Below are 25,683 nucleotides of genomic sequence, written 5' to 3'. Positions count from 1 at the left end.
CGCGTCAGAGCATCGTCGCCGCGGTCGCCACGAGGGCGAATGCGGCGACGATGACGGCGACGCGGACGACGTGAAGGCGGTCCCACCGCCGCATCTGCACGCGCCAGTCGTCCGGGTGGTCCTCGGCCGTCCACGCCTTCGTTCGGTTGTTGATCGGCACGAGGAGGGCGGTGGACATGACGACGCTGACGACGAGCAGCGCTGCCGCGACGCCGAGCAGGGCGGCTTCGGGCCGTCCCCACAGGAGCACGGAGAGCACGACCGTGACGACGAGCGAGCCGATGTAGAGAATCGGCATCGTCCGTCCGAGCAGGCGCGCCCCATCGGCGCGGCCGGCGATCGCAGGTCCGGCCGGCAGGCGGAGGAGCACCGGATGGAGCGCGAAGGCGACGGCCGCCTCGATCCCGACGAGCAGGCCGATGACGACGATTGCGACGACGGCAGTGAACGGTTCCATGATGAGTCCTTCATCTAGCGGCGCTAGAATATCTAGCACTGCTAGAATAGGGCGGGTCGGGCGAGAGCGCAAGAAGGGAGTCGTGGTGGCGAAGTCGTCGAAGGCGGAACAGGCGGAGACGCGGACGTCCGCGCGCCGCGCGGCGATTCTCGTCGCCGCCCGTGACCGCGCGGAGGCCGAGGGGTGGGCGGCGGTGACGACGCGTCGTCTCGCCGAGGCGATCGGCTATTCGCAGCCGGTGCTCTACGGCCATTTCCGCGGCGGCAAGACGGAGATCATGCGCGCGGTCGCTCTCGAGGGATTCGTCGAGCTGCGACTGCGGTGCGCTGCCGCGGTCGAGCAGGCAGCGGACGCCTCGGCCGTCGACGCGCTTGCCGGGGCCTACCTCGACTTCGCTGGGGACCACCCTGCCGTCTACGAGGCCATGTTCGCGCAGCCGATCGGTGCGCGCTTCGCCGAGGAGGGCAACGAACCGGAGCTGCGCGGCGCCTTCACCGTGCTCGCCGAGGTGATCGGCGACGACACTGCCGCCGAGGTGTTCTGGAGTGCGCTCCACGGCATGAGCCTGCTCGAGGCGGCCGGGCGGATGAAGATCGAGGACCGCACTCGGCGCATCGGGGAGCTGACCGCACGGTTCCCGTGAGGCTGGGCGTCGGCGAGACGGCTGGGAGTCCCGCCTCGGCGAGATCGCTATCGTTGACGGTGATGACGGATGACAGTGATGACAGATGACAATGATGACAGTTGACGGGCGGCAGACGATGAGCGGATACCGGCAGCGCCTGCGCACGGTGCCGCTCGGTCTGCTCATCCTCTACACCGCGTTCATCGCGCTCGTCACGCTCACCCCGCAGCAGCTCGACACGGGCCCCGACTCGTTCATCGCGCGTCTCCTCGCCTTCCTCGCCTCCCACGAGTCGACGGCTTGGATCGACTACGTGACGCTCGAGAAGCTCGCCAACGTCGGACTCTTCGTCCCGTTCGGCTTCCTCCTCGCCCTGCAGCTCGGCCCGCGGCGCTGGTGGATCGGCTGGGTCGCGGGTCTCGTCTTCACGTGCCTCATCGAAGGCACCCAGCTCACCCTGCTCTCACCCACGCGGTTCGGCACCGTCAGCGACCTTGTGACGAACACGCTCGGCGCCGGCCTCGGAGCCGCTCTCGCGCTGCTGGTCATGCTCATCTGGCCCCCGCGCACCGAGAAGGAGCCCGTCGACTACGTCGTGCGGTGAGGCGGCTTCTGTGAGGGGTCTGCCGGTCCCTCGAGGGCATCGATGCAGGTGTCGAGTGCCGCGCCGAGGCGCTTCCGCCCCGCCTGGTCGAGGCCGGCGACCATGCGCTCCTCGATCCCCTCGACCAGTCTCGACGCCTGAGCGAGCAGGGTCTGCCCGTCGGCAGTCAGCGTCGTCGGCCGGGCTCGCCCCGACTCGACGGTGTCGGGTCGGGTGACGAGGTCGCGATCCTGCAGGCCGCGCAGCAGCGTGTTCATCGCCTGCCGGGTGACGAACGCGCCGCGGGCGAGCTCCGAATTCGATGCGCCAGGGCTGCGCTCGAGCAGCTCGAGGCACGCGTACTGCGGCGTCGAGAGGCCGAGCGGTCGGAGGACTTCGTCCATCCGCGACTTCAGCAGAGACTGCACGTGCTTGAGCTGATACCCGATCAGCGATTCGAGGCGAGGACTCTCTTGACTCATGTCAATATTCTGACATACGGTGGGAATGTCAGAAACCTGACATATGAAAGTTCCGATGAGTTCGCGGTGACGAGGGCAGCGTCGGAGCATGAGGGAAGGAAGCAGTCATGATCGTCAACGGAGTGGATTTCGTCGCCCTGCAGGTGCGCGATGTCGAGGACGCCGCCGACTTCTACGAGACGCGGCTCGGGTTGACCCGAGCGCCGGCCAGTCCTCCCGGCGCCGTCGTCTTCGCGACTGAGCCGATCCCCCTCGCCGTCCGCGAACCGCTGCCCGGTGTCGATCTCGACGCCGTCGAGCGGCCGGGGACCGGGGTGGCGCTGTGGCTGAGCTGTGTGGGCACCGCGGAGCTCCATGACGCACTCGCCGAGGCGGGGGTGGAGATCCTGCGACCGCCGTCCCAGAGCCCGTTCGGTCTGACGTTCACCTTCAGCGATCCGGACGGCTACGCGGTCACCGTGCACGAAGCGGGGGTGTGACCTGGCCGCCTCGGCGATCTGGCCGCCTGAGCAAGGTCAGCGGGACGGGCGAGGTCAGCGGGAACGGCGTCCGGGGACCCAGCAGGCCACCTCGGCGCTGTAGTCGTCGAAGTCGGCACCGAAGCGCTGCCGCAGATCCGCCTCCTCATGGGGGCGGATCATCCAATTCCACAGCAGGGACCCGGCGATCGCGTAGACGATGACGAGCCACGATTCGATGAACATGCCGATCGCCACGCCCTGGACGACCCCGGCGACGGCCATGGGATTGCGGACGAAGCGGTACGGGCCGTCGTCGACGAGGCGGTTGGGCATCGCCGAGGGCAGCGGGGTGCCCCCGCCGTAGCGCGCCATCGTCACCGCCGACCAGATGCCGAGCGCACTCGCGAGGACGAGGAGCGCGAAACCGGCGAGGACGACGAGGAAGGGGAACTTCACGTCGAGCTGCCACCGCTCCTCGAGGGACTTGATGATCCACGGGAGGATGACGAGGAAGACGCCCCAGAAGCACACGAGCTGGGCGAACGTGCGCATGAGAAGTGCGTTCTCACCGTCGGTCCGGGAGCTGCGGAAGGCGAACGGCCCGACGAGGAGGCGCTCGCTCGGCACGCGTCCGTAAACGACGAGAGACCCGGCGACGACGCCGGCGACGGCGGCCGCGATCATGGCGACCGCGCCGAGTCCGGCCTGCGTGGTCACGGTCGCGTAGACGGCCATGCCGAGGGCGACGAGGATCGTCCACGGCACGACGACCCACACCGCCAGGCGGACTCCGAAGGCGACGGCCGCCGAGGCGAGGACGAAGAGGGGGATGTCGAAGACGGCGACGACGATGGGGTCGAGCGGTCCGAGGGTCGCGGTGCGCACGCCGGGCACCGTGAAGACGCCTGCCCACCATGCGGCGCCGAGGAGGGCCTGGAGTCCGAAGTAGACGCGACCGTGGACCGCGGTGACCGGCAGATCGGTCGGGCGGAGTGCGTTCGTCATCGTCCTGCCCTCACGCGTTCGCGGTGCCGGTGAAGCACACGGTCGTCGGGCCGCCCACCCAGACGGCATCGCCGTCCCGGGTGATCGAGATGACGCCGGCACGGCCGATCGCCGTGCCCTGTGTCGCGGTGTAGGCATCCGGGACGAGGCCGGAGTCCATCAGCCATTGGGCGACGGAGGCATTGAGGCTGCCGGTCACGGGATCCTCGGCCATCCCGACCCCGGGGACGAATGCGCGGACCTCGTACTCGTGATCGGACCCGTGGGGGTGAGCGCCGACGACGCCGAGCTTCGTGTCGGGGATCGCCGAGAAGTCGGGGGTGAGCGCGAGCACCTGGTCTGCGGAGGCGAGGCGGACCGCGGCCCAGCCCGGACCGTTGTCGACCCACGCGTGTCGAGGATCTCGCTGCGATCGATGCCGAGGGCGGCGGCGATGTCGGACACGAACGATTCGTCGAGGGGACCGGACCGAAGGAGATCCGGGGCGGCGAAGGCGAGCTGATCTGCGGCGGTGCCGCGGCGCAGCTCGACGAGACCGACCCCGCACTCCTGGACGAGACGGTCCGCGCGCCGGGGCCGGCCGCCCGCGTGCAACCACGCCGCCGCGGAACCGAGCGTCGGATGTCCCGCGAAGGGCAGCTCGCGGGTCCTCGTGAAGATGCGCAGGCGGTAGTCGGCGCGGTCGTCGGTGGGCGGGAGGACGAATGTCGTCTCCGAGAGGTTCGTCCAGTTCGCGATCTGCGCCATCTCGTCGTCGCTCAGGCCTTCGGCGTCGAGGACGACGGCGACGGGATTGCCGCGATAGGGAACGCTCGAGAAGACATCGACCTGGGCGAACGCGCGCTCGCGGGGCATGGAGACTCCTTACCGTGTGCTGGGCCTGTGACCATCGTAGTCACGGAAGCTCAGGGTTCCCGGACAGTGGGGGCCGCCTCGGCGAACTTCCCCTCCCTTCGATCTTAAGCGACAGGGAGGATTGTCGCGGACGGACTGCCGGGCTGGGGCGCCGGGCAGCGATGCCTGGAAGGCAGAGATGAACTCACGGGCAACACGTTCACCGCGGCGTCGACCTCCGTCCATGTGGCGGCGTCACCGCAGGTCAGCCGGGCCGCGCGAGGTCTGGTCACGAGCCGTCTGCGGACGCTCCCGGCCCATTCACCGACCAGCATCTCAGCGTTCAAGCAGATCATGCCCGGGGTTCATTCAACCTCGCGACACTGGTCCGGTTGCCCGATGACCCCCGACCATGACGGAGGATGCCGATGAGCCTGACGCGGACGAGCTCGGCGCAGCGTGAACAGCGCACACGCGGACTCCGCGAATGGGCGATCTTCGCGGCATTCATCGGTCCGAACATCCTCCTCATCCTCGCGTTCATCTACTATCCGCTCGCCTCGAACGTCTACTACTCCCTGCTCGACTGGCGACTCGGATCGAACAGCGCCGATTTCATCGGATTCGGCAACTACGTCACCCTCTTCACCTCGCCGACCGGCCTCGACATGTGGCGGGTCACCCTGATCTTCACGGTCTCGACGGTGGTGATCTCGATGGCCCTCGGTCTTGCGCTCGCCCTCGTGCTCAACAAGCAGATCCCCGGCCGGACGGTCGCCCGGACGGCTGTGTTCTCCCCGTACGTGCTCTCCGGGGTCGGCGTCGGCATGGTCTGGAACTTCATCTTCGACCCGCAGCTCGGTCTCCTCTCCCACGTCTTCGCCTTCTTCGGCCGGAACTCCCCGGAGTGGTACCTCGACCCGGACCTCGCCCTGCTCATGGTCATCGTCGTCTACGTGTGGAAGAACCTCGGCTACTGCGCCGTCGTGTATCTGGCCGGGCTGCAGTCGCTGCCCAAGGACCTTCTCGAGGCGGCGGCGATCGACCATGCCGGTCCTCTCCGCAGGTTCGTCTCGATCAGCCTCCCCCTGCTGGGGCCGACGACGTTCTTCCTCGTCATCACCACGATCCTGTCGTCGATGCAGGCCTTCGACATCCTGCGCATCATGACACCCAACGGCAACGGCACGAACACGATCGTCTTCGAGCTCTTCCTGCAGGGATTCGGCGTCTACCAGCGCGCCGGGTACTCCGCCGCGATCTCCGTCGTCCTCTTCGCCGCCCTCTTCGTCATCACGGCGGTGCAGATGCGCTACGTCGAACGGAAGGTGCACTACTCATGAGGACGCAGAAGACCGTCGCCGAGGCGGGACCGGAGACGCCTGTCCGCGACGGTGGAGCGGCGTCGGGCAGCGGTTCCTCCGGAACCGGGGCGACCACCTCGGCGAGCCGACAGGATCTGCCCCCGCGGACGCGGGACCGCGCGACATGGGGTCAGGCCTTCGCCCCCCGGAATCTGGCCGACACGATCCTCACCGGCTATCTGCCGCTGCTCATCGCCATCGCGCTCATCGTGCTGCCCCTGGCATGGATGGTCATCGCCTCGTTCAAGCCCCCGGGTGAGATCATCACGCTGACGCCCACGCTGCTGCCGCAGGAACCGACGCTCGGCAACTACGAGGCCGTCGCCGACCGGGTGCCGCTCGGGCGGATCCTCCTCAACAGCGTCATCGTCACCACGGTCGGGTCGGTGATCAAGGTGGTCCTGGCGATCACCTCGGCCTACGCTCTCGTCTTCATCCGGGTGCGGTTCAAGAACGTCATCTTCCTCGGCATCCTCGTCGCCCTCATGGTCCCGCCCGAGGTCGCACTTCTGCCGAACTACCTGACGATCTCCGCCCTCGGGGGACGGGACACGCTGTGGGGGATCCTGCTGCCGGGACTCGGCACGGCCTTCGGCACGTTCCTGCTGCGTCAGCAGTTCAAGACCCTGCCCGTCGACATGCTCGAGGCCGCCGAGCTCGACGGTGCCGGGCACTGGAAGCGACTGTGGCGCATCGTCGTTCCGGTCTCCGCGCCGGCCATCGCGACGGTGGCGCTGGTGACGATCGTGACCGAATGGAACTCCTTCATGTGGCCGCTCGTCATCACTGACACCCCGGAGAACATGACGCTGCCCGTCGGTCTCAACCTCCTCCAGTCGGTCGAGGGGCAGACAGGCAGCTACGGGTACCTCATGGCCGGCGCGGTCCTCGTCATCGTTCCCGTCCTCATCGTCTTCGCCGCGCTGCAGCGCCACATCGTCTCCGGCCTCACTCAGGGTGCCGTGAAGTAGACCGTCCGAACCCCGAATCCGACCTCCCACCCGTCACCCACCCAGAGAAGAGACCAAGGAGAGCCAATGCCCCGCTTCAGCCCCCGCTTCAGCCCCCGCCTCACCCTGTCCACAGCCGTCCTCGGACTTGCCGCGCTCGGGATGAGCGCCTGCGGACCGAGCGTCGGATCCGACTCCGCCGCCGGTGCCGACGTCGACTTCACCGGTGTCGAACCGGCGGAATCGATCACGTTCTGGTCCAACCATCCCGGCGGGTCGATGGAGATCGAGGAGGAGATCATCGCCGGCTTCACCGAGGAGTCGGGCATCGAGGTCCAACTCGTCACCGCCGGCGCGAACTACGAAGAGGTGTCGCAGAGGTTCCAGACCGCGCAGACCTCCGATGACGTCGGCGACATGGTCGTCGTCTCCGACGCGACATGGTTCACGAACTTCGCGAACGACTCGCTGCTGCCGGTCGATCAGGCTCTCGAGGCAGCGGGTGCCGACACCTCGACGTACCAGGAGACCCTCTACGACGACTACCTCTACGACGACGCCCACTACGCGGTGCCCTACGCCCGGTCGACTCCGATCTTCTACTACAACAAGGATCAGTACGCGGAGGCCGGCCTCGAGGACAGGGCACCGGCGACGTGGGACGAGGTCAAGGCGAACTCCGAGCAGCTGCAGGAGGCCGAAGTCGCGAACTCCGCGCTCGCCTACCCCAAGGAGGACTCCTACCCGGCCTGGATCCTCGGCAACCTGGTGTGGGGCTACGGCGGAGGCTGGAGCAGTGAGTGGGACATGTCGGCGATGACGAGTCCCGAGACGGTCGAAGCCGTGCAGTTCGCTCAGGATTCGACGCAGGACGGCTGGGCGACCGTCTCGAGCGGAACGCCGGAGGACGACTTCGCCGCCGGTGCCACGAGCCAGATCCTCGCATCGACCGGGTCGCTCAAGGGCATCCTCGACACCGCGGACTTCGAAGTCGGCGTCGGCTTCCTTCCGGGCGGACCTGCGGAGACGGAGGCCGTGGTGCCCACCGGCGGAGCCGGAGTCGCGATCTCGGCGAAGTCGTCGCCGGAGGAGCAGCTCGCCTCGGCGATGTTCCTCGACTACCTGACGAACAGCGCGAACACGGCGCTGTTCTCCGAGGGCACCGGGTACCTGCCGGTGCGCACCGACGCGGACATGGGCGCGGTGTACGAGACGACTCCGCAGTTCCAGGTCGCCGTCGAACAGCTCGCGAAGACCCGCACCCAGGATCCCGGTCGCGTGCTCCTGCCCGGTGGGGACCTGACCATCGCGAAGTCGCTGCAGACGATCCTCACCTCGAACGTCGACGTCACCGAGCAGCTGCAGTCCGCGCAGGACGAGATGCAGAGCCTCTACGACAATGACGTCCCGGAGAAGCTGAAGTGACCGCACCCCTCGTCAGGCACACCTCTTTTCAGGAATGAGAACACCATGGTCAATGTCGCGCTCACCGCTGTCAGTCTCCGCTATCCCGGAGCCGACGCGCCGGCGGTCTCCGGGTTCGACCTGGACATCGCCGACGGGGAGTTCCTCGTCCTCGTCGGACCGTCCGGCTGCGGGAAGTCGACGACGCTGCGGATGCTCGCGGGACTCGAGCACCCCACCGAGGGCCGGATCTCCTTCGGCGGCGCCGACGTCACCCACATCGGGGCGAAGGACCGCGACGTTGCCATGGTGTTCCAGTCGTATGCGCTCTATCCGCATATGAGCGTGGCGGGCAACCTCGAGTTCTCGCTGAAGAACTCGGGGATGCCGAAGGCGCAGCGACGCCGGCAGATCGAGACGGCGGCCGCGATGCTCGAACTCGACGGGCTGCTCGACCGGAAGCCGCGCGAACTCTCCGGCGGGCAGCGGCAGCGGGTCGCGATGGGCCGAGCCCTGGTGCGACAGCCCCAGGTGTTCCTCATGGACGAGCCGTTGTCGAACCTCGACGCGAAGCTGCGGGTGCAGACCCGCGCACAGATCGCAGCCCTGCAGCGCAAACTCGCCGTGACCACCGTCTATGTCACCCACGATCAGACCGAGGCGATGACGATGGGCGACCGCGTCGTCGTCATGAACGCCGGACGCATCGAGCAGGTGGGCACCCCGCGCGAACTCTACGACCACCCCGCCTCGCTCTTCGTCGCGAGCTTCATCGGCTCACCGACGATGAATCTCCTCCCCGCTCGCCGCGGTGAGTCCGCGGTCAGCGTCGGCGGCGCGGCTGTGCCCATCGACAGGGGCCTTCCCGCGACGGGCGCCGAGGTGGTCCTCGGCATCCGCTCGGAGGACCTCCGTCCCGCCGCGGCGGGGGAGGGGGCGTTCGAACTCGAGGTCGATCTCGTCGAGGAGCTCGGTTCGGACACCTACGTCTACGGGGCACTGACCGGCACCGCGGGAACGGGATCGTCACCGGCCGAAGAGGCCACGTCGTCGGGGACGGTGGGCAACCTCGGCGACAGGCCCTTCGTCGTTCGACTTCCCAAGGGAGCGGTGCCGCGGATCGGCGAGCGGATGTGGGTGGCAGCGGATCCCGCGCGGCCCGCCTCTTCGATCCCGAGTCCCAGCTGGCGATCGTCTGAGCGTGCCACTCAGGGTCACTTCCTAGACTTGAGCGCTCAGGCCCGGCCGGGAACGGCGCGGGTGCGGGGCAGGCGCGCGCCACGACGGCGCGCGGACTGCGCAACGGGCGAGTGAGGTGACGATGGACCTGCAGCAGGGCGTGTCGACGTGGTGGGAGGCGATCACCTCGGGATTCGGGCGCGGTGACGGTCTCGACCTCGGTCCGACGCAGCTGCTCATCATCCTCGGCATCCCGCTCGTCATCACGATGACGCCGGCGATCTGGCGGTTCTTCGGACTCTTCGTCACGTTCGTCCACGAGCTCGGGCACGCGTTCGCCGCGCTCATGACCGGCCGAGTGGTGCGCGGGATCTCGCTCAACTTCGACCATTCGGGGCAGATGAACTCCTTCGGTCGGGTCGGATTCTCGGCCACCTGGTCCGGCTTCTGGGGATACCCGGCGCCCGCGGTCCTCGGACTCGTCCTCATCACCTCGGCGATCTACGGCTGGGCACCGCTGGCACTGTCGCTGGGAGCCCTCGTCCTCCTCATCTCCCTCATCTTCATCCGCAACGTCGCGGGTGTCGTCATCGCCGTGTGCACGGCGATCGCCGCGCAGCTGCTCGTCGTCTTCCTCCCGCTCGAGTGGATCGCGGTCTTCGTCGCGGGCCTCGGCGTCGCGCTCGCCCTCGGCTCGCTCAAGGACCTCGTCAAGGTCATCCGCGTCCACACGCGCCGCCGCAACGTCCAGCAGTCCGACGCCTACATCCTCAGCCGCGGCTCGTCCGTGCCCGCAGGGGGATGGCTGACGCTCTTCGGTCTCGTCATCGTCGGGTGCGCGCTCGGGTCCGGGCTGCTGCTCTACTCGGCGTTCGCAGAGTCCGGCGGGGTCGCAGGGCTGACGTGAACGGGGTCGCGCCACCGACGTGACGCTGCGGATGCTCGGGATCACCGCGACGGTTCGGGGCGTCCGGGACCACCGCGACGGTGGGTGCTGTGGGATTCGGGTCGGCCGCCTCGGCGAGGACATCGACGCGACTTCGAAGCCAGGTGAGCGCGGGAGGCCGGGTGAGCGCGCGACAAATGACGGAATCGGCCTCGGCGGATGACAGAATCGACCCTATGGATCTGAGCCCGAAATTCGCTGCCGTGCTGTTCGACTGTGACGGCGTCCTCGTCGATTCCGAGAGCATCACGAACGGGGTGCTGCGCGGCATGCTCGCCGAACTGGGCTGGAACCTGTCGAAGGAGGAGGCGGTCGCGCGGTTCGTCGGCAAGATGCTGCGCGACGAGGCCGACGTCATTGAGGCGCACACGGGATTCCGCATCGACGACGCGTGGCTCACCGATTTCCGGCGGCGGCGCAATGTCGAGCTCGAGGCCTCCCTGCAGGCCATTCCCGGAGTCGTCGAGGCTGTGCGGACGATCGTGCCGGCGTATCCGGGCAGGCTCGCGTGCGCGTCGAGCGCCGATCGCCCGAAGATCGAGCTGCAGCTGAAGAAGATCGGCCTCTACGACGTCTTCGAGGGCCGGATCTTCTCCGGCATGGAGCTCCCCAAGTCGAAACCGGCCCCCGACGTCTATCTCGCCGCTGCGGATGCGCTGGGCGTCGATCCCGCCGAGGCGGCCGTCATCGAGGACTCGCCCACCGGCGTCATCGCGGGGCGGGCTGCCGGATCGTTCGTCTTCGGCTTCTGCCCTCCCTCACCCGTCCATCAGCGGCCCGAAGCCCTGCTCGCCGTCGCGCCGACGCCACGTTCGACTCGATGACCGAGCTGCCCGGGCTGCTGACCCGCGAGGTGTGAGGCGGCCGGAACCAAGCAGAGGAGTCTCGGGCGCTGAGTCCGAGACGGGATGTCTGAGACGCTGAGTAGCGGTCCGGGCTTTTGAGACGCTGAGCATGCGTCTCGACGTGCGGTCACGTGCGTCGACGGCGGTTTGAGGTGCCCGTGAGTTCGACGTTCGGAGTGCCGAGCGGGTGCGCGGAGTGCCGTCCGGGTACTCACCGATTCCCTTGAAAAGCAGATCGCGGCGGCGACTCGCAGTCACGTGCCGAGGGCGGACCGGGCTGGGTTCTCGTGGTGACGCGGACTCGACCAGCGCCCCGTATTCGCGACGGACTGGATTCGCTCGGCGGGTTCGTTCTACCTGATGCTCCCAGCGCTCCGAATAGCGGGAACCAGTCCGGTTCCACTCGCAATGCACGTCGCAGGACCCCGGTGCCCGTCGAGGCTGGACGGAAGAAGCGGGGGCGCCGTATGCCCGGTCTGACTATCCGAGGTGCACTCGGATATCGCGTTTCCGCCCGGCGACCGCTCCCGAAAATCGCTGAGCACTGCGAAGCGAATGAATTTCACGTTCGAACGAGTTTCGAAATAGGCATTGACATCGAATGTGACGTGAACTACACTAATGTCATTAGCCACGCTGATGTGGGAAGACAGGTGACTCCCGTGACTGACACAATCGAATCGGTTCCATCCGCAGATCAGCCTGGCTCGAATCCCCGCGGTGTCGAGGTCGACCCGACCTCTCCCTACGCCGACGTCTACGCGGTCTACACATCCTCGGACCGGGCGCAGATCGCCGCTCTCGAAGCGACGGCCCGCGCCTTCCTCGCCGATGTCATCGGTCATCTCGACCTCTTCAATCCTGATCCCGGCAGCCCCTACCGCCATGCGACCTTCAGCGAGACTGCGTGGAGGTTCGCTCGCGCGCGCAACGGCAGCGGTGATGAGCCCGACGACCAGAGTGAGACCGGCGGCGACGGCGCTGTCTCTTCAGTTGCCGGGGGCTCTTCAGATGTTGGGGTCTCCCCAGTTGCCGGGAGCTCTTCGGATACCGAGGTCGATGACCTCGATGACATATCGGTCCCCGGCTCGATCGATGCGGAGCCCGGCAACTCCGATGCAGACGATACCGAGCCACCCGTCGCGGCGCCCGCTGAGGGCGGTCCAGAAACACGGGGTGCCGATTCAACACAGGGTGCCGATTCGGTGTTTCTGCCGGGATTCCCCAAGTTCAGCGAGACTCAGACGATGGACGGATGGGTTCACCGGTTCTCCCACACCGAAGACCTCGCTGAGCTCTCAGCGATCCGCGGCTCGACGGTGTCCGGCACCTACGCACACATCGTCGCCGCAATGACGCTCGTCCACGGACTGCCCAAGTTCCACGCGCGATGTGCGGCCGGAGAGTTCACCATCGAGCACATCCTCGCCGCCGCGCAGGCGTGCCGCCATCTCAGGTTCACGAATCTGCACGCCGTCGACCGCTACCTCGACGAGCGCCGTGCGGACATCACCATCGAAACCTTTAAGAAGTCGCTCGCGATGAAGATCGCCGTCCTGCAGCCGAACGAGGAACGGACCGAGAGCGCCCGCGAACACCGTCGCGTCGATCTCACCACGTATCCCGACGGCACAGCGTGCCTGACCCTGACCGGATCGTCTGCAGACCTGCAGGCCCTCTATGTGCGGATCGAGGCGTTCGCGAAGCTCATCCGCAACGGCAGCACCGCAGCCATCGCCGACCAGCTTCCTCCGGGTGCCGTCATCGACGACGACCGCGGCATCGCCGCACTCATGTTCGACATCTTCACGCGCACGGTTCCTCAGGTCTGCATTCAGGTGCGCGCCCACGACACCGACACGGGGGAGACGACGACAACGGAGATTCCCCTCGACCTCGACGACGTCAGGACTGCCGAGGACATCGATGCCGCAGTCGCCGCTGCGGCCAATGCTGGAGGCTCCGGCGGCGACGCCTCAGAGTTCATCGCCGATTCCGAGGACGGTTCCCACGACCTCTCTTCGCCCACAGGCCCTGCCGTCCCGCACAGATTGCACCGACTTCCCGGCGTTGAGCGGGATGAGTTCGGTCGGGTGGCTTTCGCTCTGACGGTCTCGATGCCGACCGACGAGTTCTGGATGCGTGCCCAAGCGAAGATGATCACCACCGTGCCCTGCATGTCCCTGGCACAGCGGGCGGATCTGCCGGGTACCTTCTCCGACGGATCCCCGGTTCCCGCCGAGACGGCGCGATACATTGCCGCACACTCGAGAACATGGACCCGGATCCTCACCGACCCGGCGACCGGCACTCCGATCGACGCGAAGGCCCTCAGCTATCAGATTCCCGCCGCGATCCGGCAGACGCTCATCGCCCAGTGGCGCGGATGCACCGCTCCGGGCTGTCGACGACGGGCCGAGACCTCGGAGATCGACCACATCATCCCGTTCGATCACGACGATCCGGCATCCGGCGGCAAGACCGTCTTCGGCAATCTCCATCCGCTCTGCAAACAGCACCACCAGGCGAAAACCGATGGAAAGTACTCGGTGCGGATGGTGGAACCCGGGGTGGTCGAGTACCGCTTCGCCCATGGCAGCACCGCGACCGTATCGCCACCTGATCACCCGGTGAACGCGGAGAACGCGAGACTCATGCGCGACATCGGTGACGCCGACCCGCCCGGCCCATCTGCTCCGCCCGACTCATCAGGGTTATCGGATTCGCCCGATACGCCGGGGCCATGGAGCCCGCCGGACTCACCGGATCTCCCGAACTCGCCAGACTCACCGGACCCGCCGGATCAGCTCAATCCACCGGATCAGTCCGTTCCGGCCGATCCATCGACGTCGCGCGTTCCAAGCGTCACGCCTGAACCACCGAGGTTGCCCGGTCCGAATGACGCACCGTGCGAGCAGGGCGGCGAAGTCCGCCGCCCGGGTGAGGTGCGGCGGTCCGCCGAATGTCCCGGGCCCGAAGGAGGCAGCGGACACCCCGGGTGGATGCCGAAGTTCGGGTCGATCGAGTGGAAGGCCCCGAAAGGCAGGGAATGGGTGTGGGACAACGGAGAACCCCCGCCGTTCTGACAACCCCCACCGCGCGACGCTCACGATCACCGACTCTGTGCGACACTCACGATCACCCGCGCTACGTGACGCCGACGATCACGGACGACAACCTCGGCGGGTTACTTCTCCGATTCCTCGATGACTCGGCGGACGTCGTCCTTCGTCTTCACCTCACCGTTCTTCGTGGCTTCGACGATCTTCTCGTGCTGGTCATCGGTGACGACGGGGACCTCCTCGCCGTTGCAGTCGACGATCTTGCCGTCCTTGATCGTGTCGCCCTCGGCGAGGATCGCCTCGTGGTCGAGAAGACGCTGGAGGTCCTGCTGCCGAACCACGCGCCCGGTGCCCGCGACGAACACCGACCGGTCCGAGCGGTCCTTCGTCTTCGCGCCGATGTGGTTGAAGATGAGGTTGAGCAGCACAGCCATGATCGTCGCCGACGAGATGCCCGAGTGGAGGATGATGCCGACCCACGACGGGAACGAGTTGTAGAAGTCCGGCTCGACGACGGGGATGATGCCGAAGGCCAGGGAGACCGCGACGATGATCATGTTGAGGTTGCCCTCGTACTCGACCTTCGACAGCGTCCGGATGCCCGAGGCCGCGACCGTGCCGAAGAGGACGATGCCGGCACCGCCGAGCACCGGCGACGGGATCGCTGCGACGACTCCGCCCATGACCGGCAGCAGACCGAGCACGACGAGGATGACACGCCGGCGGTGACGACGAATCGCGACTTCACGCCGGTGATCGCCACGAGGCCGACGTTCTGCGCGAACGCCGACTGCGTGAACGAGTTGAACACGGGCGAGACGGCCGAGGAGAGCATGTCGGCGCGCAGGCCGTTCGCGATGCGCTTCGAGTCGACCTTCGTCTTGACGATCTCGCCGACGGCGATGATGTCGGCCGTCGTCTCGGCGAAGGTGACGATGATGACGATGAACATCGAGATGATCGCCGCAGCGGAGAACGTCGGCATGCCGAATGCGAACGGCTCGGGGAACGCGAAGATGCCGCGATCGAGGACGTTCGAGAAGTCCGCCCAGCCGAAGATCAGGCAGACGACGGTTCCGACGACGATCGCCAAGAGGATCGACAGACGCGAGATCATCGCGACGGGAATGCGGCTGAGCAGCAGAACGACGGCGAGAGTGCCGACGGCGATGAGGATGTTGCGGGCGCTGCCGTAGTCAGGCGCCTCGGCGTTTCCGCCCATCGCCCACCCGGCCGCCACCGGCATGAGCGAGAGGCCGATCGTCGTGATGACGGTGCCCGTGACCACCGGTGGGAAGAACTTGACGATGAGGGCGAATCCCGGCGCGACGATGAGCCCGATCGCCGAGGCGACGAGCACTGCTCCGAAGACCTCGGGCAGACCGTCGCCGCCCGCGAGGATCGCCGTCATCGTCGCGACGCCGGCGAACGACACGCCCTGGACGAGGGGGAGCTGGGAGCCGAAGAACGGCACGCCCCACGACTGCAGGATCGTCGCCAGACCACCCATGAACAGGCACGATGCGATGAGCACACTGATGCCGGCATCGTCGAGACCGGCGGCCTTGCCGATGATGAGGGGGACGGCGATGATGCCGCCGTACATCGTGAGGACGTGCTGCAGGCCGTACGCGAACGACGTGCCGACCGGCAGCCGCTCGTCCTCTGGCCGCTGCGTCTTGTGCTTGGACTGTTTGGACACCGACATTGTCTTCTCCATCGAATTCCTGTTCGCTCCCCGAAATGGTCGGGCGCGAACCTGCTGGCCGGTCGCTGAAGGCGGTGCCGTCCGGGAGTGCGTCAGTGCACCGCCCTGGAACGAAGGCTCACATCGTGAACCCGGCCTGCGCCTTGAGGGGATCGGATCGCTGTACTGCTTCCGTTGAGGTCGTCCGGAATGTTCCTCTGGCGATTATCACTTCCAAGATGCGAAAGTATTTTTCCTTATCGCAGAATGCTAAGCGAATGCTGTCGGGTTGGCAACTCGAAATCGTGATGCGGAGCACATGTTAGAGTTCAGTCTTGTCGGTGTCGGTTCCGCGCACAAATCAGCGGCGGATCCGCACAGAGCGGGTGACCCCCTCACCGACCGGCGGAGCAGCAGACGCCGTGAAACCTGAGCTGGTGGCGATGGCCCCAGCGTCCTCGCCTCACCGGCGGTCGGGCACGCGCCCGACCGCGACAGCCCACCCATCGAGAGGCGATGACGATGACGAGAATCTGGCTGCGCAACCCCCTGGCCGTCCACCTCGGGCGCTCCACCCGAACCGAAAGTGCGACCTCGGCGGAGAGCCCCACAGCTCACGACACCCACGACGCGACTGCCGCACGCGGCGGCATCGTCGTCGACACCGAATCCGGCACGATCGTCGAACTCGTGCCCGCCGGAGGCACCCCCGCCACCCCTGCCGACGAGGTCGTCGACGCGAGCGAACACGTCATCACGCCCGGGCTCATCAACACCCACCACCACTTCTACCAGACGCTCACCCGCGCCTGGGCGCCCGTCGCCGACCTCCCGCTCTTCGGCTGGCTGACCAACCTCTACCCCGTCTGGGCGCGCCTGACCCCGCGCGCCCTCGAGCTCGCGACGACCGTCGCGATGGCCGAACTCCTCGAGTCCGGATGCACGACCGCCGCCGACCACCACTACCTGTTCCCGACCGGCATGGACGATGCCATCGACATCCAGGTCGGTGTCGTCCGGAACCTCGGCATGCGCGCGATGCTCACCCGCGGCTCGATGTCGCTCGGTGAGGACGACGGAGGCCTGCCGCCGCAGCAGACCGTCCAGGACGCCGAAGTGATCCTCGCCGACTCGCGTCGCCTCGTCGAGACCTACCACGAGCGCGGCGCCGGCGCGCAGGTCCAGATCGGCCTCGCCCCCTGCTCCCCGTTCTCCGTGACGACCGAACTCATGCGCGACAGCGCCGCACTCGCCGCCGACCTCGACGTCCGCCTCCACACCCACCTCGCCGAGACGCTCGACGAGGAGGACTTCTGCCGTGAGCGCTTCGGCCTGCGCACCGTCGACTACCTCGAATCCGTGGGCTGGCTGGGCGACCGCACGTGGCTCGCCCACGGCGTCCACTTCGACGACGAGGAGATCGTCCGCCTCGGCGCGGCCGGGGTCTCCGTCGCCCACTGCCCGACGTCGAACATGCGCCTGGCCTCGGGCATCGCCCGTGCCGTCGAACTCGAGGACGCCGGCGTCAGCGTCGGACTCGGCGTCGACGGCTCCGCCTCGAACGACGCCTCGAACCTCATCCGCGAAGTCCGCCAGGCCCTCTACATCCAGCGTCTGCGCTACGGCGCCGAGGCGGTCACCTGCGACCGCGTCCTCGACTGGGCGACCCGGGGGTCCGCGGCGGCCCTGGGACGCGACGACATCGGCGAGATCGCCGTCGGCAAGCAGGCCGACCTCGCACTGTTCCGCCTCGACGGGCTCGCGTTCTCCGGCGCGCACGATCCGATTCCCGCCCTCGTCCTCTGCGGGGCGGAGAAGGCCGACAGGGTCATGGTCGCCGGAGCCTGGCGCGTCCGCGACGGGCGCGCGATCGGTGTTGACGGCCAGACGCTCGACACCGAGGCCCTCATCGCCGCCCACCAGGAGGAGGCTCGCCGGCTCGTCGCCGGGTGATGTCCTCGCCGAGGCGGGCCTGCCTCCGGTCGATCGCGCTCGGTCGGTCGCCCTCGGTCACTTCCCGTCGAGGAATCCGCGAAGCAGCTGCTCGGTGCCCTCGGCGTGCTGCGCGGCGAGCGTCGCCGCCGCCTCGGCGTCGTGGTCGAAGATCGCTTCGACGATCCGCGCATGCTGCATACACGAGTGCTCGACGTTCGTGTGGATGAACGGGATCTGATCGAGCAGCGCATTGAGCCGGTCCCGGGTCGTCGCGGCCGCCTCGGCGAGCGAGGGGATTCCCGTGAGCTCGGCGATCGTCAGGTGGAACCGCGCGTCGAGGGCGCGGAACTGCTCGATGTCCTCGGCCGAGCTGCCCAGCGGCATCCAGCAGCCCTGCTCCGCGGCGATGAGCGTCTCCCGCTCCTCGGCGCTGAGGTCGCGGTCGGCGACGACCCGGGCGGCCGCAGTGTCGAGGATGAGCCGGAACCGCACCGCATCGTCGAGCTCGCCGAGGTCGATCCCGGCATCCCGATCTGCGACCGGCAGCCGCGTGACGAAGGTGCCGCCGTAGCGTCCCCGGCGGACGCTGACGACCCCGGCGGTCTGAAGCTCGCTGAGCGCCTGGCGCAGCGTCGCCCGGGAGACGTTGATCCGCGCGGCCAGCTCACGCTCGGGCGGCAGCTTGTCGCCGACGAGGTACTTGCCGAGGCGGATCGCGCGGAGGAGCTCGGCGATCGTGTGCTCGAAGACGTTGCCGCCGCGCAGTCGGGCCGGACGCTGGGACTCCGCGGCCTCCTCGGCGATCGCAGCCTCCTCACCGGCACCTGGGCCCTCAGCGACATTCGGACGGCCGCCGGGCTTGCCGCCCACGCCGCCGCCTGAACCGTCTGCGTTCCGATCCACGTCCACTCCTCAAGATTAGCCTCGGTCGACTCTTGACACCGTGATCTGGGTCATACTACATTCGACTCCAGCCAATGGTCTGAACATGATCCATTGAATCGCTGGGAGCGGATATGTCCAAGAACATCGAGTACGGCAACGTCGATGAGCACTACCTCGAGAAGCGACAGCTGAGGAAGGGCGCGGCCGGGTGGATCCTCCTCGCCGGCCTCGGCGTCGCCTACGTCATCTCGGGTGACTTCTCCGGCTGGAACCTCGGCCTCGCGGAAGGCGGGTGGGGTGGTCTCCTCATCGCCTTCCTCCTCATGGGACTCATGTACGTGTGCATGGTCTTCGGTCTCGCGGAGCTCTCCTCGACCCTGCCGACGGCGGGTGCGGGATACGGGTTCGCCAGACGCGCGCTCGGCCCCCTCGGCGGCTTCGCCACCGGCATGGCCGTCCTCATCGAATACACGATGGCCCCGGCGGCGATCTCGACCTTCATCGCCGGCTACGTCCAGGCGCTCGGCATCCTGCCGGAGTCCGTGCCCGCGTGGACGATCTACCTCGCCGCCTACGCGATCTTCATCGGCATCCACCTGTGGGGCGTCGGCGAGGCGCTGCGCCTGATGTTCGTCATCACCGCGGTCGCCGTCATCGCCCTCATCGTCTTCGTCATCGCCGCGATCCCGCACTTCGATGCGAGCAACCTCTTCGACATCGAACCGACGGCGGCGCTGGGCTCGAGCACGTTCCTTCCGATGGGCATCAGCGGCCTGCTCGGCTCGCTCGTCTTCGGCATCTGGTTCTTCCTCGCCATCGAGGGCGTGCCGCTGGCCGCCGAGGAATCGGCCGACCCCAAGCGCGACATGCCGCGGGGCATCATCACCGCGATGGCCATCCTCGTCGTCTTCGGCGCCCTCATGCTTCTCCTCGTCCCGGGCATCGCCGGTGCGGCCGCCATGGGCGAGTCGGACAACCCGCTGCCCGAGGCGCTGCGTGCGGCCTACGGCGACAACTCGTGGCTGGCGACCTTCGTCAACTGGGCCGGTCTCGCCGGTCTCGTCGCGAGCTTCTTCTCCATCATCTTCGCCTACTCGCGGCAGCTCTTCGCCCTCTCCCGGGCCGGCTACCTGCCCAAGTGGCTCTCCCACACCGGCAAGCGCAAGACCCCTGTGCTCGCCCTCATCGTCCCCGGCACGATCGGCTTCCTCATCGCCGTCCTCTCCGGCGGCAACGGCGGTGTCCTCCTCAACGTCGCGGTCTTCGGGGCCACGGTCTCCTACGTGCTGCTCAACCTCTCGCACATCCGGCTGCGCTTCAAGGAGCCTGACCTCAAGCGCGGCTACCGCACCCCCGGCGGGGTCGTGACGACGGGCATCGCGCTCGTCCTCGCCTCGGTGGCGGTCATCGCGACGTTCTTCGTCGACATCCTCGCCGCCGGCATCGCCGCAGCCGTCTTCCTCGTCGCGCTCGCCTACTTCTGGTTCTACTCCCGACACCACCTCGTCGCGAGCGCCCCGGAGGAGGAGTTCGCACAGATCGAGGCCGCCGAGAGCGAACTGAAATAACCGAACTCCCTCGTCGCCTCCCCACCTCGGCGCATCCCCATCCCCACCCACCGATGCACGACACAGACGCACGACACAGACTGACGACACAGACGCACGACAACTGAGAACAAGAGGAAACCCTGATGAACGACCTCACGACCTCACCGAAACCGACGATCACCTCGGCGCCCACGACCGCGCACTCGCCCCAACGGACGTCGCGCGGATCGGTGCAGGCCGAGCCCCTGACGCTCGACGAGCTGCGCCGCCGCACCGAGGACGGCTCGATCGACACCGTCGTCGTCGCCGTCACCGACGCCCAGGGCAGGCTCCAGGGCAAGCGGCTGGGAGCGCAGTTCTTCCTCGACGACGTCGCCGGGCACGGTTCGGAGGCCTGCAACTACCTGCTCGCCGTCGACGTCGACATGAACACCGTCGACGGCTACGAGATGTCCTCGTGGGAGACCGGCTACGGCGACCTCGTCATGCAGCCGGACCTCAAGACCCTGCGGCTGCTGCCGTGGCAGCCGGGCACGGCGATGGTCAACTGCGACCTGTTCTGGACCACTGGCGAACCCGTGGCCGCCTCCCCGCGGCAGATCCTCCAGCGGCAGCTCGACCGGCTCGCCGAGGCGGGACTGAGCGCCCATGTCGGCACCGAACTCGAGTTCATCACGTTCGACACGAGCTACGAGGACGCCTTCAACTCCCGCTACACCGGCATGACCCCGGCGAACCAGTACAACGTCGACTACTCCCTGCTCGGGACCGCCCGGGTCGAACCGCTGCTGCGCGACATCCGCAACTCGATGGCCGGTGCCGGCCTCTACGTCGAGGGCGCGAAGGGCGAGTGCAACTTCGGCCAGCACGAGATCACCTTCCGCTACCAGCAGGCGCTCAAGGCCTGCGACGACCACGCGGTCTACAAGAACGGGGCGAAGGAGATCGCCGCCCAGCACGGGAAGTCGATCACGTTCATGGCGAAGTACGACCAGAAGGAGGGGTCGTCGTGCCACATCCATCTGAGCTTCCGCTCCGCCGACGGTGACATGGTCATGGCCGGCGACGGCGAGCACGGCTTCTCCACCCTGATGAACCACTTCATCGCCGGGCAGCTGGCGTGCATCGAGGACTTCACGTACTTCTTCGCCCCGAACATCAACTCGTACAAGCGCTTCGTCGAAGGCTCCTTCGCTCCGACCGCGGTCGCGTGGGGCTTCGACAACCGCACGTGCGCGTTCCGGGTCGTCGGCTCGGGTCCCTCGCTGCGCGTCGAATGCCGCGTCGGCGGGGCCGACCTCAACCCGTACCTCGCCGCGGCCTCCCTCATCGCCGCCGGGCTCTACGGGATCGAGCACGAACTCCCGCTGCCGCCGATCACCGAGGGCAACGCGTACATGTCCGATGCGAAGCGCCTGCCGACGACGCTGACCGGCGCGCGGGATCTCCTCGAGAACTCCGACATCGCGAAGGAGGCGTTCGGCGAGGACGTCGTGCGCCACTACGTCCATGCCGCCGACATCGAACTCGAGGCCTACAATGCGACCGTGACCGACTGGGAGAGGATCCGTGGCTTCGAACGACTCTGACATCGCCGAGGGATCCGCGGCAGCGCCTGCGGATCCGCCCGTCATCGGGATCAGCTGCTACCTGCAGCAGGCCCAGTGGGGAGTGTGGGACACCGAGGCGGCCCTCGTCCCCGCCGACTATGTCCGCATGGTCGCGGCGGCCGGGGGCATCCCGGTCCTCCTGCCCCCGCATGGTCAGTCACCTGCGGTGCTCGACCGCCTCGACGGGCTCCTCGTCGCCGGCGGCGCCGACGTCGACCCCGCGGCCTACGGGGCGGCGGCGCACGAGCGCACCGGCTCGCAGCCGTTCCGCGACGACAGCGAATTCCTCCTGCTCGCCGCCGCGCGGCAGCGGGGTCTGCCCGTCCTCGGCATCTGCCGCGGCCTCCAGGTCATCGCCGTCGCCCACGGCAGCACGCTCATCCAGCACCTGCCCGAGGTGACCGGCCACACCGACTACCAACCGCGGCCCGGGGTCTACGGCGAGGTCGCGGTGACGACCGAGCCGGGCACCATCGCCCGCGCGGTCCTCGGGGAGACGGCGACGGCACCGTGCTACCACCACCAGGCCGTCGACCGCCTCGGCGCGGGACTCACCGTCACCGCCCGCAGTGCCGAGGGCCTCATCGAAGCGATCGAGATCGACCCCGCCCACCGGTCCGATGACGGGAGCGGATGGCTCTTCGCGGTGCAGTGGCACCCCGAGCACAATCCGGACGACGCCCGCGTCGTCACCGCCCTCGTCGACGCCGCGAAGGACCGCCTCGGCGCCCCCATGAGCATGACCGCACCAGCGTGAAACCGCACCAGCGTGAAGGAGACACCGAATTGAGCACGTACACCGTCGTCAACCCGGCCACGGAGGAGTCGATCGCCGAGGTGGAGCTCGCGGACCTCGCGGCCACCGACCGGGCGATCGCGCGGGCCGCCGAGGCGTACGAGACGTGGCGCCATGTCGCCCCCCGCCGACCGGGCCCGGCTGCTGCGGCGGTTCGCGGCCGCCGTCGACTCCGCGATCGATGAGCTCGCCGCGCTCGAGGTCGCCAACGCCGGGCACACGATCTCGAACGCGACGTGGGAGGCTGGCAACGTCCGCGACGTCATCGAGTACTACGCGGCGGTGCCCGAACGCCTCTTCGGGCGGCAGATCCCCGTCGCCGGCGGGGTCGACATCACGTTCCACGAACCGCTCGGCGTCGTCGGGGTCATCGTGCCGTGGAACTTCCCGATGCCGATCGCCGCGTGGGGGTTCGCCCCGGCGCTCGCCGCCGGCAACACCGTCGTCCTCAAGCCTGCGGAGATCACGCCGCTCACCGCGATCCGGATCGGGGAGCTCGCGAGGGAGGCCGGCATTCCCGAGGGCGTGCTGACGATCATCCCCGGCAAGGGATCGGTCGTCGGGGAGCGCTTCGTCACCCACCCGGCCGTGCGGAAGGTCGTCTTCACCGGGTCGACCGAGGTCGGCAAGCGGATCATGGCCGGGTGCGCCGACCAGGTGAAGAACCTCACCCTCGAACTCGGCGGCAAGAACGCGAACATCGTCTTCGATGACGCCGATGTCGCCGCCGCTGCGGCCGCGGCCCCCGGCGGGGTGTTCGACAACTCGGGGCAGGACTGCTGCTCCCGGTCGCGTCTGCTCGTCCAGCGCGGCATCTACGACGAGTTCATGGCCGCGCTCGAGGAGGCCGTCGGGGACTTCGCCGCCGCCGACCCGACCCTGCCCGAGACCGCGATGGGCCCGCTCGTCACCGCCGCCCACCGGGACAGCGTCGCCGGCTATGTCGCTGCGGGCGATGTCGCGTTCACCGGGACCGCGCCGACCGGGCCCGGCTTCTGGTTCCCGCCGACCGTGCTCACCCCGCCCACGACCTCGTCGGTCGACTTCACCGAGGAGATCTTCGGCCCCGTCCTCTCGGTCGTGCCCTTCGACACCGAGGCCGAGGCCCTGCGGATCGCCAACGACACCGAGTACGGGCTGTCCGGGTCGATCTGGACGTCGAGCCTCGACCGTGCGATGCGCGTGTCCCGCGGCGTCGAGGCCGGGAACCTGTCGGTGAACTCGCACGCCTCGGTGCGCTATTCGACGCCGTTCGGCGGGTTCAAGCAGTCCGGTCTCGGCCGCGAGCTCGGACCCGACGCGGTCGCCTCGTTCACCGAGGTCAAGAACGTCTTCTTCGCGACCCAGCCGGCGGACTGAGCGACCGGCCGAGACCACCACACCACCACAGCCACATCAGAGCATCAAGGCCACATCAGAGCATCAAGGAGAGCAATGACCACTGCGGCAACCCGACTCAAGGACAAAGTCTGCGTCATCACCGGCGGTGCCTCGGGCATCGGGCTGGCCAGCGCGCGGCGCCTGGCCGAAGAGGGGGCGAAGGTCGTCATCGCCGATCTCGACGAGACGCGCGGGCCGGAGGTCGCCGAGGAGCTCGGCGGCCTGTTCGTCCGCGTCAACGTCGCCGAGGAGGAGGACGTGAGGAACCTCTTCGCCCGGACCGTCGAGCACTACGGACGCGTCGACGTCGCGTTCAACAACGCCGGCATCAACCCCACCGATGACAGTTCGATCCTCACGACCGACCTCGCCGCGTGGCAGAAGGTGCAGACGGTCAACCTCACCTCCGTCTTCCTCTGCTGCAAGTACGCGCTCGAGCAGATGGTCAAGCAGGGGTCGGGATCGATCATCAACACGGCGTCGTTCGTCGCGCTCATGGGGGCGGCGACCTCGCAGATCTCGTACTCCGCGTCGAAGGGCGGGGTGCTGTCGATGAGCCGCGAACTCGGCGTCGAATTCGCCAAGCAGGGCATCCGCGTCAACGCCCTGTGCCCGGGACCGGTCAACACGCCGCTGCTGTCGGAGCTCTTCGCCGCCGACCCGGTGCAGGCGCAGCGGCGCCTCGTCCACGTCCCGAGCGGACGCTTCGGCGAACCCGAGGAGATCGCGGCGGCCGTCGCGTTCCTCGCCAGCGACGATTCGACGTTCGTCAACGCCTCGACGTTCACCGTCGACGGCGGCATCACCTCGGCGTACGTCACCGCGGAGTAGTCAGTGGGGTCGAACGGTGTGAAGATCCTCGTCATCGAGCACGAGACGGGCACCGGGCCGGAGCGGTTCGGTCAGTGGCTGGAGGAGGCCGGCGCCGAGGTGGTCGTCGTCCGGCCCTACCTCGGCGACGCGATCCCGGTCGACGTCGACAGCCAGGAGGGCGGCAGCGGTCTCGGCGAGTTCGGTGCCCTCATCGTCCTCGGCGGCGCGTCCGGTCCCCTCGAGGACGCGGACAATCCCTGGTTCCCGCAGGTGAGGAGTCTGCTGCGCCGCTCAGCCGATGGTGAGTTCCCGAGCTTCAACATCTGCCTCGGCGGGGAGCTGCTCGCCGCGGCCACGGATGCGCCGATCACCCGGCGAGCGCGCCCGCAGATCGGCATCTACGATCTGCACACCACCTCGGCGGGGGAGGCGGACCCGGTGTTCGCCGCCCTGTCGGGGATGACCCTGCCGTCGGTGCTCTTCCACCAGGAGGAGATGGCGCTGCCCGATGGCGGAGAGCTCCTCGTCACCGGGTCCGACGCCCCGGTGCAGGGCTTCCGCGTCGGCGAGTTCGCGTGGGGCACCCAGTTCCACCCGGAGACGGACTCCGCGCAGATCCAGCGGTGGCTGCGCTCGGACGCGGTCGCGCTGCCGGAGGGGAAGACGACGGACTCGATCGTCGCCGAGCTCGACGCCGCCGATGCCGAGCTCGTGCACGTCGGTCGCCTGCTCGCGCAGAGCTTCGTCGCCTACCTCCGGGAGCGGGCGGGGGAGTCCGGCAAGGCCGCTGGCACCGGATCCTCTGCTGTGCGCGCGGCAGGAGAGTGACG

20 protein-coding genes and 3 pseudogenes are annotated in these 25,683 nt (G+C 68.1%); 17 read left to right on the top strand and 6 right to left on the bottom strand.

Annotated elements, in window-relative coordinates; genetic code table 11:
* Nucleotides 1-4 precede the first annotated feature (4 nt).
* Complete coding sequence (locus AC2W7K_RS07335; RefSeq protein WP_198500135.1) at nt 5-457, bottom strand: anthrone oxygenase family protein; 453 nt, start codon at nt 455-457, stop codon at nt 5-7.
* Between the two features lie 85 nt (nt 458-542).
* On the opposite strand from AC2W7K_RS07335, the gene AC2W7K_RS07330 reads away from it, so the two are divergent.
* Together AC2W7K_RS07330 and AC2W7K_RS07325 are read left to right on the top strand one after the other, a co-directional pair.
* Nucleotides 543-1,100 (top strand): TetR/AcrR family transcriptional regulator, encoded by a 558-nt coding sequence (locus AC2W7K_RS07330; RefSeq protein ID WP_232623789.1) that lies wholly within the window; start codon nt 543-545, stop codon nt 1,098-1,100.
* A 91-nt stretch (nt 1,101-1,191) separates the two neighbouring features.
* A complete protein-coding gene (locus AC2W7K_RS07325; protein ID WP_232623790.1) occupies nt 1,192-1,686 on the top strand; it encodes a VanZ family protein in 495 nt (164 codons plus the stop codon).
* On the opposite strand, the gene AC2W7K_RS07320 is transcribed toward AC2W7K_RS07325, so the two are convergent.
* Nucleotides 1,671-2,147 (bottom strand): MarR family winged helix-turn-helix transcriptional regulator, encoded by a 477-nt coding sequence (locus tag AC2W7K_RS07320; protein WP_198500136.1) that lies wholly within the window; start codon nt 2,145-2,147, stop codon nt 1,671-1,673. The genes AC2W7K_RS07325 and AC2W7K_RS07320 overlap by 16 nt on opposite strands.
* A 107-nt stretch (nt 2,148-2,254) precedes the next feature.
* Here AC2W7K_RS07320 and AC2W7K_RS07315 point away from each other — a divergent pair, with 107 nt between their 5' ends.
* Nucleotides 2,255-2,626 (top strand): VOC family protein, encoded by a 372-nt coding sequence (locus tag AC2W7K_RS07315; RefSeq protein WP_198500137.1) that lies wholly within the window; start codon nt 2,255-2,257, stop codon nt 2,624-2,626.
* A gap of 54 nt (nt 2,627-2,680) precedes the next feature.
* On the opposite strand, the gene AC2W7K_RS07310 is transcribed toward AC2W7K_RS07315, so the two are convergent.
* On the bottom strand, nt 2,681-3,613 hold the full coding sequence (locus tag AC2W7K_RS07310) for a methyltransferase (protein WP_198500138.1): 933 nt from the start codon (nt 3,611-3,613) through the stop codon (nt 2,681-2,683).
* Nucleotides 3,614-3,623: 10 nt separating this feature from the next.
* A pseudogene (locus tag AC2W7K_RS07305) lies at nt 3,624-4,468 on the bottom strand (PhzF family phenazine biosynthesis protein).
* 407 nt (nt 4,469-4,875) lie between these two features.
* Here AC2W7K_RS07305 and AC2W7K_RS07300 point away from each other — a divergent pair.
* From AC2W7K_RS07300 to AC2W7K_RS07270, 7 genes are all read left to right on the top strand, one after another.
* Nucleotides 4,876-5,790 (top strand): carbohydrate ABC transporter permease, encoded by a 915-nt coding sequence (locus tag AC2W7K_RS07300; protein ID WP_198500140.1) that lies wholly within the window; start codon nt 4,876-4,878, stop codon nt 5,788-5,790.
* Nucleotides 5,787-6,782, top strand: coding sequence for a carbohydrate ABC transporter permease (locus AC2W7K_RS07295; RefSeq protein WP_198500141.1), 996 nt, complete (start codon nt 5,787-5,789; stop codon nt 6,780-6,782). The genes AC2W7K_RS07300 and AC2W7K_RS07295 overlap by 4 nt, the downstream gene beginning before the upstream one ends.
* Nucleotides 6,783-6,848: 66 nt before the next feature.
* Nucleotides 6,849-8,186, top strand: coding sequence for an ABC transporter substrate-binding protein (locus AC2W7K_RS07290; protein ID WP_198500142.1), 1,338 nt, complete (start codon nt 6,849-6,851; stop codon nt 8,184-8,186).
* Nucleotides 8,187-8,231: 45 nt separating this feature from the next.
* Nucleotides 8,232-9,479, top strand: a complete 1,248-nt coding sequence (locus AC2W7K_RS07285) for an ABC transporter ATP-binding protein (RefSeq protein WP_486005931.1) — start codon at nt 8,232-8,234, stop codon at nt 9,477-9,479.
* Nucleotides 9,480-9,486: 7 nt separating this feature from the next.
* A complete protein-coding gene (locus tag AC2W7K_RS07280) occupies nt 9,487-10,251 on the top strand; it encodes a M50 family metallopeptidase (protein WP_198500144.1) in 765 nt (254 codons plus the stop codon).
* Between the two features lie 215 nt (nt 10,252-10,466).
* Nucleotides 10,467-11,114, top strand: a complete 648-nt coding sequence (locus AC2W7K_RS07275; RefSeq protein WP_486005930.1) for an HAD family hydrolase — start codon at nt 10,467-10,469, stop codon at nt 11,112-11,114.
* Nucleotides 11,115-11,797: 683 nt separating this feature from the next.
* Entirely contained in the window at nt 11,798-14,221 is a 2,424-nt protein-coding gene (locus AC2W7K_RS07270) for an HNH endonuclease signature motif containing protein (RefSeq protein WP_232623791.1), read from the top strand.
* Between the two features lie 101 nt (nt 14,222-14,322).
* On the opposite strand, the pseudogene AC2W7K_RS07265 reads toward AC2W7K_RS07270, so the two are convergent.
* A pseudogene (locus tag AC2W7K_RS07265) lies at nt 14,323-15,905 on the bottom strand (nucleobase:cation symporter-2 family protein).
* A gap of 501 nt (nt 15,906-16,406) precedes the next feature.
* Here AC2W7K_RS07265 and AC2W7K_RS07260 point away from each other — a divergent pair.
* Nucleotides 16,407-17,837: an 8-oxoguanine deaminase gene (locus AC2W7K_RS07260; protein ID WP_198500848.1), complete on the top strand. Its 1,431-nt coding sequence runs from the start codon at nt 16,407-16,409 to the stop codon at nt 17,835-17,837.
* A gap of 57 nt (nt 17,838-17,894) precedes the next feature.
* On the opposite strand, the gene AC2W7K_RS07255 is transcribed toward AC2W7K_RS07260, so the two are convergent.
* Entirely contained in the window at nt 17,895-18,722 is an 828-nt protein-coding gene (locus AC2W7K_RS07255; RefSeq protein ID WP_232623792.1) for a FadR/GntR family transcriptional regulator, read from the bottom strand.
* A gap of 113 nt (nt 18,723-18,835) precedes the next feature.
* Here AC2W7K_RS07255 and eat point away from each other — a divergent pair, with 113 nt between their 5' ends.
* The 6 genes and pseudogenes from eat to AC2W7K_RS07225 all read left to right on the top strand — a co-directional run bounded on the left by eat (nt 18,836) and on the right by AC2W7K_RS07225 (nt 25,681).
* Nucleotides 18,836-20,272 carry an ethanolamine permease gene (eat, locus tag AC2W7K_RS07250; protein WP_198500147.1) on the top strand — a complete coding sequence of 479 codons (1,437 nt, stop codon included), beginning with the start codon at nt 18,836-18,838 and terminating at the stop codon, nt 20,270-20,272.
* A gap of 125 nt (nt 20,273-20,397) precedes the next feature.
* Nucleotides 20,398-21,843, top strand: coding sequence for a glutamine synthetase family protein (locus AC2W7K_RS07245; protein WP_232623793.1), 1,446 nt, complete (start codon nt 20,398-20,400; stop codon nt 21,841-21,843).
* On the top strand, nt 21,824-22,621 hold the full coding sequence (locus tag AC2W7K_RS07240) for a gamma-glutamyl-gamma-aminobutyrate hydrolase family protein (RefSeq protein WP_198500148.1): 798 nt from the start codon (nt 21,824-21,826) through the stop codon (nt 22,619-22,621). The genes AC2W7K_RS07245 and AC2W7K_RS07240 overlap by 20 nt, the downstream gene beginning before the upstream one ends.
* A 29-nt stretch (nt 22,622-22,650) precedes the next feature.
* Nucleotides 22,651-24,019: pseudogene (locus AC2W7K_RS07235) on the top strand (aldehyde dehydrogenase family protein).
* Between the two features lie 75 nt (nt 24,020-24,094).
* Nucleotides 24,095-24,871: a 3-oxoacyl-ACP reductase gene (locus AC2W7K_RS07230; protein ID WP_198500150.1), complete on the top strand. Its 777-nt coding sequence runs from the start codon at nt 24,095-24,097 to the stop codon at nt 24,869-24,871.
* 3 nt (nt 24,872-24,874) lie between these two features.
* On the top strand, nt 24,875-25,681 hold the full coding sequence (locus AC2W7K_RS07225) for a type 1 glutamine amidotransferase (RefSeq protein WP_198500151.1): 807 nt from the start codon (nt 24,875-24,877) through the stop codon (nt 25,679-25,681).
* The last annotated feature ends 2 nt before the right edge of the window (nt 25,682-25,683 follow it).

This window comes from Brevibacterium sp. LAARM2_SD2, from assembly GCF_057364785.1.
The sequence above is the reverse complement of the archived record's forward strand: the minus strand, read 5'-3'. Positions and strand labels throughout refer to the sequence as shown.